We start from the raw sequence: 12,305 nt of genomic DNA, 5'->3' as shown, positions 1-12,305 counted from the left end.
CCATTAGTCTACGTTCTGTAGAGCTAAGAATCTCCCGAGAGCATTCGCAGGATGCCGCGACGCGATGCACCGCGCGCCACGTAGACTGGTGCGATACGTCTGGAGATCGGGCCTTCCGCCCGCATCCCTCCCTCTTTCACCGCAGGAAGGACCACTTCGTGCTTCGCACTCACAACGCCGGAACACTCGGAATCGAGCAGCTGGGCGAGACCGTCACTCTCGCCGGGTGGGTCGATCGCCGCCGCGATCACGGCGGGGTCGCCTTCATCGATCTGCGCGATGCCTCCGGTGTCGCTCAGGTGGTCATCCGCGACGAGGAGGTGGCGCACCCGCTGCGCTCCGAGTTCGTGCTCCAGATCACGGGCGTCGTCGAGCGTCGCCCGGAGGGCAATGAGAACGCCAACCTCACAACCGGTCAGATCGAGGTCATCGCCGAGACGGTCACGGTGCTGAACGAGTCGGCCGCGCTGCCGTTCCAGGTGTCGACCGCACTCGACGGAACCGAGACGATCGGTGAAGAGGCGCGCCTGCGCTACCGCTACCTCGACCTGCGCCGCCCGGACCCGGCACACGCGATCCGACTCCGCTCGAAGGTCAACAAGGCCGCCCGCGGCGTGCTCGACGAGCTGGACTTCGTCGAGATCGAGACGCCCACGCTGACCCGCTCCACACCGGAGGGCGCCCGCGACTTCCTCGTTCCCGCTCGCCTCAGCCCCGGCAGCTGGTACGCCCTGCCGCAGTCACCGCAGCTCTTCAAGCAGCTGCTCATGGTCGCCGGCATGGAGCGCTATTACCAGATCGCGCGCTGCTACCGCGACGAGGACTTCCGGGCCGACCGTCAGCCCGAGTTCACGCAGCTCGATGTCGAGATGAGCTTCGTCGACCAGGAGGACGTCATCGCGGTCGGAGAGAAGATCGTCTCCGCCCTGTGGGAGCTCATCGGTCACACCATCCCGACTCCGATTCCCCGCATGACGTATGCCGAGGCCATGCGCAGGTACGGCAGCGACAAGCCGGACCTCCGCTTCGGCCTCGAGATCGTCGAGCTGACGGAGTACTTCTCCGACACCTCGTTCCGGGTCTTCCAGGCCCCGTACGTGGGTGCGATCCTCTTCCCCGGCGGCGCGTCCACGCCCCGTCGCGGCTTCGACGCGTGGCAGGAGTGGGCGCGCAGCCGCGGAGCAAAGGGCCTCGCCTACGTCACGGTGGCCGACGACGGTTCGCTCGGCGGGCCGGTCGCCAAGAACCTCAGCGACGCTGAGCGCGACGGGCTCGCCGAGGCCGTCGGCGCCAAGCCCGGAGACGCGATCTTCTTCGCCGCGGGCTCTGTGCGCGACTCGCGTGCGCTGCTCGGGGCGGCGCGCCTCGAGGTCGCGCAGAAGGCGGGCCTCATCGACGAGAGCGAGTGGGCGTTCGTGTGGATCGTGGATGCTCCGATGTTCGAGCCCGCCGAAGACGCGGTCGCCTCGGGCGACGTCGCCGTCGGAGCCGGGAAGTGGACGGCCGTGCACCACGCATTCACGTCGCCGAAGCCGGAGTTCCTCGACACGTTCGACACCGATCCGGAGCACGCGCTCTCCTACGCCTACGACATCGTCTGCAACGGAAACGAGATCGGCGGCGGCTCCATCCGCATCCATCAGCGCGAGGTGCAGGAGCGGGTCTTCCAGCTCATGGGCCTCGACGAGGAGCAGGCGCGCACGAAGTTCGGCTTCCTTCTCGACGCATTCGCGTTCGGAGCTCCCCCGCACGGTGGAATCGCGTTCGGCTGGGACCGCGTCGTCGCTCTGCTCACCGGCTCCGACTCGATCCGCGAGGTCATCGCCTTCCCGAAGACCGGAAACGGCTTCGACCCGCTGACCCAGGCTCCCGCCCCCATCACGCCGCAGCAGCGCAAGGAAGCCGGAGTCGACGCGAAGCCGAAGGAGCGCGACGCCGAATAGCCCACGTCGGAACTCTCAGCGGGTGTATACCTGGTGGGTACGCTCACCGCTGAAGGAGTTCCCATGGGATACGGGGCACATCTCATCAGACCCGGGTCGACCGCGATCGACCCGCTGACGGAGCCGGCGCTCATGACGCCGCTCCGGCGCTCCACGAGGTCGCTGCTGCCGTGGCGTCCGGTCGGCTACGTGTCGATCACGGTGGTGTGGTTCCTGATCTTCGCAGTGGCCGTCTTCGGTCTCATCGTGGCGCCCATCGGCATACGCCAGAGCAGTCTCGCCGGTGCGTCGCTCAGCGAGTCGACGGCCTTCGAGGGTGAGGACGGCGCCATCGGCATCCTCATCATGGTCGTGATCGTGCCGCCCCTGCTCGGCACGGCGACGATCGTCAGCGCGAGCACCGGCTTCGTCCTCGCGAACGCGACGCTGTTCGCGCGCAGTCTCAGAGCGGACTACCGCGACGGGCAGCTCTCCTTCACGGTTCAGAGTTCGTCCGGCGACACGATGGGCCCGCAGGGAGGCACCAGCGTGGCGATGTCGCTGCTGCCGACGTGGCTCACCCGCTGGGCGAAGATCACCCTCATGATCGAGTTCTTCGGATTCGTCGTGAATCGCAACTCGGTCATCGTCGGCACGGCGTGGGGCTATTTCTACGTGTTCACGGTCGCGTGGCTGTTCTGGCCGGTCTCCGGTGCCGCTCTGTGGGTCTGCATCGCGGTGAGCGCGCTGCTGCTCGCGCTCGTCGCTGTCGCGGTGTGGTGGCGCCGCTCGCACATCGCGACGGTCATGCCGAAATCGTTCCGAAAGTCCGTCTACGAGTACTCGTGGCCGAACACGGCGCCGGGGCGGGGCTGATCTCAGCGGTCAGCCGCGTCGTCAGGCCTCAAGGTCGATGGATGCTCGCTGCGCGACGACGCTGCGGATGTAGCCCGCGATCTCGGCATGCTCCGGGTGCACCTGGTAGGCCTTGAGCGCGGCGACGTCGTCGTGCACCGAGATGAGCGCGAGGTCGTAGTTCACATCAGCGAACGCGGCGTTGCGCTGCACGGTGAGCGACTGGATTCCCGGGATGCGCCCGACGAGGGCTTCGAGCCGAGCCGTGATCTCGGCGGCGGCCTCGTCCTTCGCGGCGTCGTCATCGCCGGCGAGCGTCCACATCACGATGTGCTTGATGGCCATGGTGTTCCTCTCAGGCGTCGGTGAGCGCGGCGGCGAGGCGTTTCTCGTCGACGCGCCAGAAGGTGTGCTGCTCACCGTCGATGAGCACGACCGGAATCTGCTCCCAGTACTTCGTGTAAAGCGCCTCATCGTCGAGAATCGACTTCTCTTCGATCGTGATGGATGCCGCCGGCTCAAGCCCGGCGACGACTCGGGAGACCGCCTCTCGTGCGTCGTCGCAGAGGTGGCACTCCGGTTTGCCGATGAGAGTGATGGTGCGCGTCATGGCTCCAGCCTAGCGACCCCGAGCACACCAAAAAGCGTCAGGCCACGTGACCTGACGCTTCGGTGCAGTCTGTGCGACTACTTCTTGTTGCGACGCTGGTGGCGCGTCTTGCGAAGCAGCTTGCGGTGCTTCTTCTTCGCCATGCGCTTGCGTCGCTTCTTGATAACAGAACCCACGAAAACCTCACAAAAGTAGTTGGGTCTGGCCGCGCGTGCCGCGGCCGGCATAAAAAGGCCTCGGGTCAGTTTACCCGAAGTTAGCGCGCGTGCGCGTCACGCGGAGTCTGCAACCCCACGTGACAGTGCCTCGGCGATCGCGGATTCCGGAACACGGAACGAACGCCCGAACCGGATGGCGGGCAACTCGCCAGCGTGCACCATGCGGTACACGGTCATCTTCGAGACGCGCATCATCTCGGCGACCTCTGCGACGGTAAGGAAGCGCACGTCGTCAAAATCTTGTGCCACGCAAGCCCCTTTCACCACGTCAGCCACACGCGTTGACATAAGCCTACTGATAAAGCTGAGCGATTGTCGAGTGTGACGAACCTCAGCCTGATGAACGACCGAAGCGCTTGCCCACGGCGGAGACCGCGCTCGACACCCGCTTGCGCGTATCGGCGGCGACGTGGCCGATAGCATCCGCGACCTGGCGGGCCTGCGGCGGCAGGTGGGCCTCGATCTCGCTGCTCAGGTCGTGCTCATCGAAGTCGATGCCGAGGAAGGGGATGAGCCAGTCCTCGACGGCCTCGAGGGGAGCGCTGTCGAGCGAGTAGTAGCGGTGCTGCCCTTCTTCGCGCACGGCCGCGAGGCCGGCCTCGCGCAGGACCTTGAGGTGCTTGGAGACCGTGGGCTGGCTGAGGCCGAGCTGCGTGACGATCTCGGAGACACTCGTGCCGCGCACGGTGCCCTCCTCATCCACAGAGTGGCGGTCGAGAAGCACGTGGAGAATGTCTCGCCGGGTGCCGTCTGCGATAACGTCAAAGATGTCGGCCATGTCTCAAGGTTAGTAAGTCCCGCGGCGGAGTACCATGGCGACGCGTAAAGCACTCACGTCAGGAGAGGACAATGGCAGGCTGGACGCGGACTTCTGCGTCACCGTTCACGCGCTCGCCTCTCGGGCGACTGCGTGAGGCCGTGAACGATTTCACCACGCGTTCGCCGTCGCGCTTCGCGATCCTGGTGTTCAGCTCACTGGTGCTCCTCTTCACCTTCCTGTTCATGCTGCCCGCGGCATCCGCTGAGCGCACGTGGACCCCTCTCGCGGACGCCTTCTTCACCGCGATGTCGACTATCTGCGTCACGGGACTCTCCACGGTGAACATGGCGACGCACTGGTCCTTCTTCGGCGACGTCCTCGTCGTGCTCGGCGTGCAGATCGGCGCCATCGGAGTGCTGACGCTCGCGTCCATTCTCGGAATGGTCATCTCACGGCGCCTCGGCCTCAGAGCCAAGCTCGTGGCGGCATCCGACAGCAACCCGCTCCGTGTGCACCACGGCCCGGTCGCGGAGGGTCAGGCGGTGCGCCTCGGCGACATCGGCAACCTGCTGCTCACGGTGGTCGTCAGCCTGCTGTCCATCGAGGCGGGGCTCGCGGTCATCCTCTTCATCCGGATGCTGGTCGACGGCATCGCCGCGGGAGACGCGGCCCTGCACAGCATCTACTACTCCGCAATGGCGTTCACGAACACCGGCTTCACGCCGAACGAGCTGGGGCTCGACAGATTCGCGAACGACCACTGGCTGCTCTCGCTTCTGATGATCGGCGTCTTTCTCGGCTCGATCGGGTTCCCCGTCATCTTCGCGCTCAAGCGATTCCGCTTCCGTCACCGCCACTGGTCGCTTCACGTCAAGCTCACGCTCGTCACGACACTCATTCTGATCGCGGTGGGTGCGATCGCAATCGTGGCGCTCGAGTTCGACAATCCCAAGACATTCGGGCACATGGATGCCGGAAACACGGTGTTCCAGTCACTCTTCCTCTCCACGATGACGCGCTCGGGCGGGTTCGCCACGATCGACATCTCGCAGCTCAACGGTTCGAGCCTGCTGGTGATCGACATGCTCATGTTCGTCGGCGGCGGCTCGGCGTCGACCGCGGGCGGCATCAAGGTCACGACGCTCGCCGTGCTTGTGCTCGCGGCATGGGCGGAGGCGCGCGGACGTCTCGAGATCACAGCGTTCGGGCGCCGCATTCCGGGGGACGTCATCCGCGTCGCGATCTCGGTGTTCTTCTGGGGAGCGACGATCGTCGCACTGTCGTCGATCATCCTGATGCAGATCACGAAGGAGCCTCTGGATCGCGTGCTGTTCGACGTGATCTCCGGGTTCGGCACCGTGGGCCTCTCGACCGGGCTCACCGAGGATCTGCCGGACGCCGGAAAGTACGTGCTCGCCGTCACAATGTTCATGGGGCGCGTTGGTACAGTGACCTTGGCCGCCGCGGTCGCGTCGACGAGCAACGGCCGCCTGTTCAAGCACCCGGAAGAGAGGCCCATCGTTGGTTGATCGCATCAAACACGACGCGCCGGTTCTGATCATCGGTCTCGGCCGCTTCGGCGCCGCGTGCGCTGGAGAGCTCGACCGCCTCGACCGCGAGGTGCTCGCCATCGACGCCGACGAGGGGCTCGTGCAGAAGTGGGCGGACCGCATCACGCACACGGTGCAGGCGGATGCTCGGAACATCGAGGCGCTCAAGCAGATCGGTGCGCAGGATTTCTCGGTCGCTGTCGTCGCGGTCGGCTCGTCGATCGAGGCATCCGTGCTCATCACCGCCAACCTGGTGGACCTCAAGATTCCGCAGATCTGGGCCAAGGCCGTCTCGCAGTCGCACGGCAAGATCCTGACGCGAGTCGGCGCGAACCACGTCATCTACCCCGAGGCCGAGGCGGGCGAACGCGTCGCTCACCTGGTGAACGGGCGGATGCTCGATTTCATCCAGTTCGACGACGACTTCGCGCTCGTAAAGATGTATCCGCCGAAGCCGATTCGAGGCAAGAACCTCACCGAGTCGGGCGTGCGGACCAAGCATCACATCACGGTCGTCGGCGTGAAGTCTCCGGGCAAGCCGTTCACCTATGCCACGGCGGACACTGTGGTGACCGACCACGATCTCATCATCGTCTCCGGGGCGTCCGGCGATATCGAGCGATTCGCTGCGCTGAGCTGAGCGCGAGTCACACGGCGCTGGGCCGCTCGGCGCGGCCCGCAGCCGGGCATCCTCAGACACAGTGACGTTCCACCTCGTGCGTCACCTTCGTCGGGAAAGCGCTTGCTGGCATAGTTAACGGTGCGCGTGAGTCAGTCCGCGCAGAACGTGGAGGTCTCGCATGAGCGAATCAGTCCCGTCGATCGTGCTGGTGGGAGGACGCGGCTTCGGCGCCCACCACCTGCAGAACGCCCGTCGACTCGCGACCGAGGGGCGACTGCACATCGCGGCGATCGCCGACCCGGCCATCGCGCGGGAGGAGACGCTGCTCCACGGCATCCCCGTTGTCGAATCGCTGGATGCCGCACTCGCCGACGCGCAGCCCGACATCGTGGTCATCGCAACGCCGATCGGCGCCCACGCCGACCTGTGCGAGACGGCGATGCGCTCCGGCGCCGACGTGCTTCTCGAGAAGCCTCCCGTGCCGACGTTCGCCGACTTCGAGCGGCTGCTCGCCGTGCAGCGCGAGACCGGGCGCATCGTTCAGGTGGGCTTTCAGAGCCTCGGCTCGCACGCGCTCGCGGCATTCGCGGGCAACGGCGACGCCGTCGACACGGCGCTCGGCGGCATCACCCGCGTCTCGGCCGTCGGCCTGTGGAGCCGTTCGCTCGGGTACTGGAAGCGGGCGCGCTGGGCCGGACGCCGCGTGCTGGACGGCCGCCCGGTCGTGGACGGCGTCGCGACGAACCCGCTCGCGCACGCCATCGCGACGGCGCTGAGCATCGCCGGCATCCGCACCGCTGACGATGTCGTGACGGTCGAGACCGAGCTGTTCCGCGTCAACGACATTTGGAGTGACGACACGTCGACGATCCGCGTCACGGGGCGCTCGGGCGAGACGGTCACGTGCGCGCTGACTCTCTGCGCCGACACCACGGGCGCCGAGGACGAGAACGCGTGGGTCGACGTGCACGGAACGAACGCCGAGGCCCGCCTGGCATACACGACCGACGTCGTGACGCTCGGCGACGACACCCACTCCTACGGGCGCACAGACCTGCTCACGAACCTCCTGGACCACCGCAGCGGAACCGCCGACCTGCTGGTTCCGCTCGCTGACACGGGCGCTTTCATGCGCGTGGTCGAGGCGATCCGCACCGCACCGGAGCCGACGAAGATCGGTCCGCGGTTCGTGTCCTGGCGGGGCGAGGGCGACGACCGGCATCCTGTTCTCCGCGACGTCGAGACGCTCGCGCGCGAGGCCGCTCGTTCGGGAAGGACCTACAGCGAGCTCGGTGCGCCGTGGGCGTTCACGGGGCGCGACAGCGTTCTCGGCACGATCGAGATCGAGGATGCCGCGGTCGCGACGTACCGCGACGGCGCCGGGACGATTCCGTTCTCAGGACCGCGGCCGTACCTGCACCCGATCCGCACTCGCGAGGGCGTCATAGTGAGCGACCACCACCCCGCGGACCACGACTGGCACCTGGGTCTCTCGTTCGCCGTGCCCGGCGTCGACGGCACCAACTTCTGGGGCGGCGGCACGTATATTCCCGAGAAGGGATATGAGGTTCTCGACGATCACGGGCGCATCGTCGGTGAGCACGTGCGGACGATGCGCGACGGCTTCGAGCAGCGCCTCGTGTGGCACGGCGCCGACGGGCGGGCGGTGCTCACGCAGAACCTCACAGTCACGGCACGCAGTGCCGGGGCATCCGCGTGGTGCTTCGACCTCGACATCACCCTCGTGCCCACCGGAGACGCCGACGTGACCCTCGAGAGTCCGGGCAGCAAGGGCCGCGCGAACGCCGGGTACGGCGGGCTCTTCTGGCGGCTTCCCGACTGCCGAGACGCACGCGTGTTCACGGGTCCGATCGAGGGTGCAGGGTTGTTCGAGGGTGAGGATGCCGTGAACGGCGCCGTCGCCCCGTGGGCCGCCGTCAGCGCCGAGTTCCTGCACGGGCCCGATGCGACCGGACCCGCGACCATCGCGCTGCAGACGCTCGACAGCGACGACCCCTGGTTCGTGCGGCTCGCCGAGTATCCGGGCCTCGGCTCCGCGATCGCATGGGATTCCCCCACGGTCGTTCCCGCCGGCGCCGGACTGCGTCGCCGCTACCGCGCGATCGTTGCGGACGGCATCCTCTCGACTTCCGAGGTGACCGCCCTTCTCGCCTGACCCCAGCTCGACTGCGCGTCGCTCGAGCCTGTCCGATTCGTCAGCGCCGCGCTCGTCAGCACACCCTGCATGAAGCCGACGAAGACCTCGCCGGCGTGCGCGAGGGAAACTCGGTCGACACGCGGGACCAGGAACGCACGGGGTCGCGCTCGGAGGCCCGCAGAATCTCAGCGAGCGATTCGATGGCGCGCAGGCTCACTTCGGCGTAATCGAGGATGCCCGGTGGCAGCCACTCTTCGACGCAGGTCGCGGGCTCGTCGTCGATGTACCCGGCACGGAGGAGCCGCGTGCACGGTGTCGCCACGTCGACGTTGAGTCGCTCCGCTACGGTCTCTGGTGCGGGTTCTGTTCGCGCGTCGAGGAGGATCGTCCGTGCTGTCGCGCCTGTTCTCTCAATCGTGGCGTGCAGCGAGGGCGCGAGACCCGCGGACACGAGATAGTCGATCCGCCGATGCACGTAGGTGCCGGAGCCGTGTACACGTCGCACGAGAAAGCGCGCTTCGAGCTGCTCGATCGCTCGCCGCACCGTGCTGCGGCTGGCGCCGAAGCGCGCCATGAGCTCGTGCTCGCTGGGCAGCCGTGCTCCCGTCGGCAGACGGTCGACCTCGGCCTGGAGTGCCGTGACGATCTCGCGCATGAGGCCACGGTACAAATCCGCGGTAAACGGCCGGTGACGTGCTCCCGGCAGGCTGTCAGTCCCCGGCGGCGAGCTCCCGAGCGCGTGCGAGAGCGGCATCCGTCGCTCGGGCAAACGTCTCGTGCAGCCCGGCCTGCTGCAGCACCTCGACCGCCTTCTCTGTCGTCCCCTTCGGGCTCGTCACGTTGAGGCGGAGCTCTTCAGGCGTCTTCTCCGACTGCGTGAGCAGCTCGGTCGCACCCGCGAACGTGCCCTCGACGAGCGTCGCGGCCTGCTCGGGGCTGAACCCCTTGTCGATCGCAGCGCGCGTGAACTCCTCGATGAGGTAGAAGACGTATGCCGGGCCCGAGCCCGAGATGGTCGACAGCGCGTCGATCTGCTCCTCGGGGACTTCGACCACCTGACCCACCGTCTCGAAGACCGCGCGCGCGAGCGCGAGATCGTCGTCGCTCGAGCGGGTGCCAGGGGCGATTCCCGTGACGCCCTTGCCCACGAAGGAGGGAGTGTTCGGCATCGCACGGATCACCGCGACGCTCTCGGGCAGGAGGCTCTCGAACGTCTCGATCGTGACGCCCGCGGCAACGCTCACGACGATGCTGCCCGCCTCGAGATCGTCGGCGATGTCACGCAGTAGATCGGGCACCATGTGCGGCTTGACGCCGACCAGTACGACCTTCGCTCCGGCGAGCGCCCGCGCCTGGGCATCCGGTGTCTCTTCGAGAGCGTAGGAGGTCACGCCGTCGAGCTCGCCGAGCGGACGAGCCTTCGCCTCCGTGCGATTGGTGACGCGGATGCCGCCGTCCACGCGCACGTGCGGTTGGACGAGGCCGGTGAGGATCGCGCCGCCCATCGAACCGGCGCCCAGAATGGCAATGGCTGGAAGTGTCGTCTCGCTCATGCGTCCATCCTAGAAGCGCTGTCTGACGCTTCGGACGGATGCCCGCACTGCGGCTACGATCGAGGGAACGCATCACGCGATGCCGCATCAGGGAGGATGCCGCCATGACTGACATCCGAGTCGAAGACGTCACGCTGCCCGCCGCCGATCTCGGAGAGGCGAATCCGCTCGCGACCGTCGCCGACACCTCGGAGCCGCCGTATGCGGTTTCGGGCGCGCTGCCCGAGGAGATCGCCGCGGGAATGGGCTTCGGCGGTGTGCGCAATCTCTTTCCGCACACGATGCAGGATGCCTACGGGCGCGAGACCTCGCCTCGAACGTTCACCGCGGCGATTCTCGAGAACGAGCACCTGCGTGCGACCGTGCTCCCGGAGCTCGGCGGACGCGTGTGGTCGCTGCGCGACCTCGACCGTGACGTTGAGCTGCTGCACGTGAACTCCGCCGTGCAGTATGCCAACCTCGCTCTGCGCGACGCGTGGTTCGCGGGCGGCATCGAGTGGAACATCGGCACACGCGGCCACTCCCCCTCGACGGCAAGCCCGCTGCACACCGCGGTGGTGCAGACACCCACCGGCCCTGTGCTGCGCATGTGGGAGTTCGATCGGCTGCGCGACACGGTCTTTCAGATCGACCTCTGGCTTCCGGAGGGCTCGCACGTGCTGTTCGCGTACGTGCGCATCCGCAACACGGCAGACCGGGACGTGCCGATGTACTGGTGGACGAATGCGGCGGTTCCGCAGACGGAGCACACGCGCGTCGTGACGCCGAGCACCTCGAGCGTTGCGACCGGGTACGACGGGGCGATCGCCACGGTGGAGGTCACTCCCGAGATGCTCGCCCCGGCACAGGCTCCGTACGCGGCCGACTACTTCTTCGATCCCGTACCGGGTGCCCGCCCGTGGGTCGCGGCCGCGGACGAGAACGGCGACGGTCTCACGCTGCTCTCGACCGATCGACTGCGCGGCCGCAAGCTGTTCTGCTGGGGCGAGGGCGCGGGAGGCCACCGCTGGCAACGCTGGCTCACCCCGGACGGCAGACACTATGCGGAGATTCAAGCGGGCTTGGCGCGCACACAGTTCGAGCACCTGCGGCTGGCGGGCGAGAGCTGGGACTGGGTGGAGGCCTACGGCAACATCGGGTTGGCGGCCCACACAGGCACCACGCCTGCGGGGCTGACCACGGCCGAGGCGGATGCCGCTCATGCCGCGGACCGCGTCGAGGAGCTGTGGCCCGAGGCGACGATGGCGGCGACGCTCGAGGGTGCCCGCGGCAGGGCAGACGCGACGCCCGGCGAGCTCGTCGTTCGCGGAACCGGCTGGGGTCACCTTGAGCAGAAGCGACGTGAGCGGGCGGGCGAGGCCGACCTCGCGGCATCCGGAACCCCCTTCGACGTCGTCACCGATGACGTTCAGCCGTGGCTCGAGCTTCTCGACACCGGTGCGCTCCCGCTGCCGAGTCGGCGCGAGATCGTCGGGTCGTACGTGCGCGGCGATGCCTGGGAGCGGCTGCTCGAAACCGCGCCCCGCACGTGGCATACGGCGGTGCAGCTCGGCACGATGGCGCACGCGCGCGGCGACCTCGAGCGGGCGGGAGCGTTCTACGCGGCATCCTTCGCCCTCGCCCCGAACATGCCGGCGCTACGCGGCCGCGCACGGCTCCGCGCCGAGACCGGGCGCATCGCACAGGCGGCCGGCGACTATCTCGCGGCCGTCGGACACGCGCTTCCCGGTGCGCAGCGAGCGCTCGCGATCGAGGGGGCGAGCGCGCTTCTCGAGGGTGGCGACCCGGTCGGTGCCCTACGGGTGCTGGATGCCGTCGAGGACGACGTCGCCGCGCTCGGACGCCTCCGGTTTCTGCGCGCGACGGCGCTCCACCGGCTCGGACGCGACGAGGAGGCGGCGCAGCTGCTGCGCGAGGGCATCGAGGTCGCGAACCTCCGTGAGGGCGACGAGGCCGTCTCGGATCTCTGGCGAAAGATCTTCCCCGATGAGCCGCTGCCCGAGCAGTACGATTTCCGCATGAAGGTCTGAGTCGAGCGGCTCCGGGGAGCAAGCTAG

Annotated in this window: 13 protein-coding genes; 6 read left to right on the top strand and 7 right to left on the bottom strand. The window is 67.6% G+C overall.

Annotation, left to right across the window (positions count from 1 at the left end; all coding sequences use genetic code 11):
- Positions 1-158 precede the first annotated feature (158 nt).
- A complete protein-coding gene (gene aspS, locus ACSAGD_RS00890; RefSeq protein WP_437583825.1) occupies positions 159-1,943 on the top strand; it encodes an aspartate--tRNA ligase in 1,785 nt (594 codons plus the stop codon).
- Between the two features lie 63 nt (positions 1,944-2,006).
- Complete coding sequence (locus ACSAGD_RS00885; protein WP_437583824.1) at positions 2,007-2,798, top strand: hypothetical protein; 792 nt, start codon at positions 2,007-2,009, stop codon at positions 2,796-2,798.
- 21 nt (positions 2,799-2,819) lie between these two features.
- Here the strand turns inward: ACSAGD_RS00885 and ACSAGD_RS00880 are convergent, their stop codons facing one another.
- The 5 genes from ACSAGD_RS00880 to ACSAGD_RS00860 all read right to left on the bottom strand — a co-directional run bounded on the left by ACSAGD_RS00880 (position 2,820) and on the right by ACSAGD_RS00860 (position 4,383).
- A complete protein-coding gene (locus ACSAGD_RS00880; RefSeq protein WP_437583823.1) occupies positions 2,820-3,122 on the bottom strand; it encodes a Dabb family protein in 303 nt (100 codons plus the stop codon).
- Between the two features lie 10 nt (positions 3,123-3,132).
- The gene (locus tag ACSAGD_RS00875; RefSeq protein ID WP_437583822.1) at positions 3,133-3,387 is read right to left on the bottom strand and encodes a glutaredoxin family protein; all 255 of its coding nucleotides are present in this window, start codon (positions 3,385-3,387) and stop codon (positions 3,133-3,135) included.
- 77 nt (positions 3,388-3,464) lie between these two features.
- Positions 3,465-3,563: a 30S ribosomal protein bS22 gene (locus ACSAGD_RS00870; protein ID WP_003792170.1), complete on the bottom strand. Its 99-nt coding sequence runs from the start codon at positions 3,561-3,563 to the stop codon at positions 3,465-3,467.
- A gap of 96 nt (positions 3,564-3,659) precedes the next feature.
- The gene (locus tag ACSAGD_RS00865; RefSeq protein WP_437583820.1) at positions 3,660-3,893 is read right to left on the bottom strand and encodes a helix-turn-helix domain-containing protein; all 234 of its coding nucleotides are present in this window, start codon (positions 3,891-3,893) and stop codon (positions 3,660-3,662) included.
- 43 nt (positions 3,894-3,936) lie between these two features.
- Complete coding sequence (locus ACSAGD_RS00860) at positions 3,937-4,383, bottom strand: ArsR/SmtB family transcription factor (RefSeq protein ID WP_437583819.1); 447 nt, start codon at positions 4,381-4,383, stop codon at positions 3,937-3,939.
- Positions 4,384-4,454: 71 nt separating this feature from the next.
- On the opposite strand from ACSAGD_RS00860, the gene ACSAGD_RS00855 reads away from it, so the two are divergent.
- The 3 genes from ACSAGD_RS00855 to ACSAGD_RS00845 all read left to right on the top strand — a co-directional run bounded on the left by ACSAGD_RS00855 (position 4,455) and on the right by ACSAGD_RS00845 (position 8,713).
- Complete coding sequence (locus ACSAGD_RS00855; RefSeq protein ID WP_437583818.1) at positions 4,455-5,894, top strand: TrkH family potassium uptake protein; 1,440 nt, start codon at positions 4,455-4,457, stop codon at positions 5,892-5,894.
- Complete coding sequence (locus tag ACSAGD_RS00850) at positions 5,887-6,555, top strand: potassium channel family protein (protein WP_437583817.1); 669 nt, start codon at positions 5,887-5,889, stop codon at positions 6,553-6,555. The genes ACSAGD_RS00855 and ACSAGD_RS00850 overlap by 8 nt, the downstream gene beginning before the upstream one ends.
- Positions 6,556-6,715: 160 nt before the next feature.
- A complete protein-coding gene (locus ACSAGD_RS00845) occupies positions 6,716-8,713 on the top strand; it encodes a DUF6807 family protein (RefSeq protein ID WP_437583816.1) in 1,998 nt (665 codons plus the stop codon).
- Between the two features lie 55 nt (positions 8,714-8,768).
- On the opposite strand, the gene ACSAGD_RS00840 is transcribed toward ACSAGD_RS00845, so the two are convergent.
- Both ACSAGD_RS00840 and proC read right to left on the bottom strand, forming a co-directional pair.
- A complete protein-coding gene (locus tag ACSAGD_RS00840) occupies positions 8,769-9,350 on the bottom strand; it encodes a GntR family transcriptional regulator (RefSeq protein ID WP_437583815.1) in 582 nt (193 codons plus the stop codon).
- A gap of 55 nt (positions 9,351-9,405) precedes the next feature.
- Positions 9,406-10,248, bottom strand: a complete 843-nt coding sequence (gene proC, locus ACSAGD_RS00835; protein ID WP_437583813.1) for a pyrroline-5-carboxylate reductase — start codon at positions 10,246-10,248, stop codon at positions 9,406-9,408.
- A 104-nt stretch (positions 10,249-10,352) separates the two neighbouring features.
- Between proC and ACSAGD_RS00830 the strand changes: the two genes are divergently transcribed.
- The gene (locus ACSAGD_RS00830) at positions 10,353-12,278 is read left to right on the top strand and encodes a DUF5107 domain-containing protein (RefSeq protein WP_437583811.1); all 1,926 of its coding nucleotides are present in this window, start codon (positions 10,353-10,355) and stop codon (positions 12,276-12,278) included.
- Positions 12,279-12,305 lie beyond the last annotated feature (27 nt).

The sequence above is a fragment of the Paramicrobacterium salitolerans genome, assembly GCF_051513965.1.
In the GTDB taxonomy this organism is placed as follows: domain Bacteria; phylum Actinomycetota; class Actinomycetes; order Actinomycetales; family Microbacteriaceae; genus Paramicrobacterium.
Note: the sequence above shows the minus strand (reverse complement) of the source record. Positions and strands in the feature narration are given on the sequence as shown.

Excerpts from the sequence above, each read along its gene's own strand:
- ACSAGD_RS00880 (WP_437583823.1), bottom strand. The coding sequence starts at position 3,122 with ATGGCCATCAAGCACATCGTGATGTGGACGCTCGCCGGCGATGACGAC.
- proC (WP_437583813.1), bottom strand. The coding sequence starts at position 10,248 with ATGAGCGAGACGACACTTCCAGCCATTGCCATTCTGGGCGCCGGTTCG.
- ACSAGD_RS00830 (WP_437583811.1), top strand. The coding sequence starts at position 10,353 with ATGACTGACATCCGAGTCGAAGACGTCACGCTGCCCGCCGCCGATCTC.
- ACSAGD_RS00875 (WP_437583822.1), bottom strand. The coding sequence starts at position 3,387 with ATGACGCGCACCATCACTCTCATCGGCAAACCGGAGTGCCACCTCTGC.
- ACSAGD_RS00855 (WP_437583818.1), top strand. The coding sequence starts at position 4,455 with ATGGCAGGCTGGACGCGGACTTCTGCGTCACCGTTCACGCGCTCGCCT.
- ACSAGD_RS00860 (WP_437583819.1), bottom strand. The coding sequence starts at position 4,383 with ATGGCCGACATCTTTGACGTTATCGCAGACGGCACCCGGCGAGACATT.
- ACSAGD_RS00845 (WP_437583816.1), top strand. The coding sequence starts at position 6,716 with ATGAGCGAATCAGTCCCGTCGATCGTGCTGGTGGGAGGACGCGGCTTC.
- ACSAGD_RS00885 (WP_437583824.1), top strand. The coding sequence starts at position 2,007 with ATGGGATACGGGGCACATCTCATCAGACCCGGGTCGACCGCGATCGAC.
- ACSAGD_RS00840 (WP_437583815.1), bottom strand. The coding sequence starts at position 9,350 with ATGCGCGAGATCGTCACGGCACTCCAGGCCGAGGTCGACCGTCTGCCG.
- ACSAGD_RS00865 (WP_437583820.1), bottom strand. The coding sequence starts at position 3,893 with ATGTCAACGCGTGTGGCTGACGTGGTGAAAGGGGCTTGCGTGGCACAA.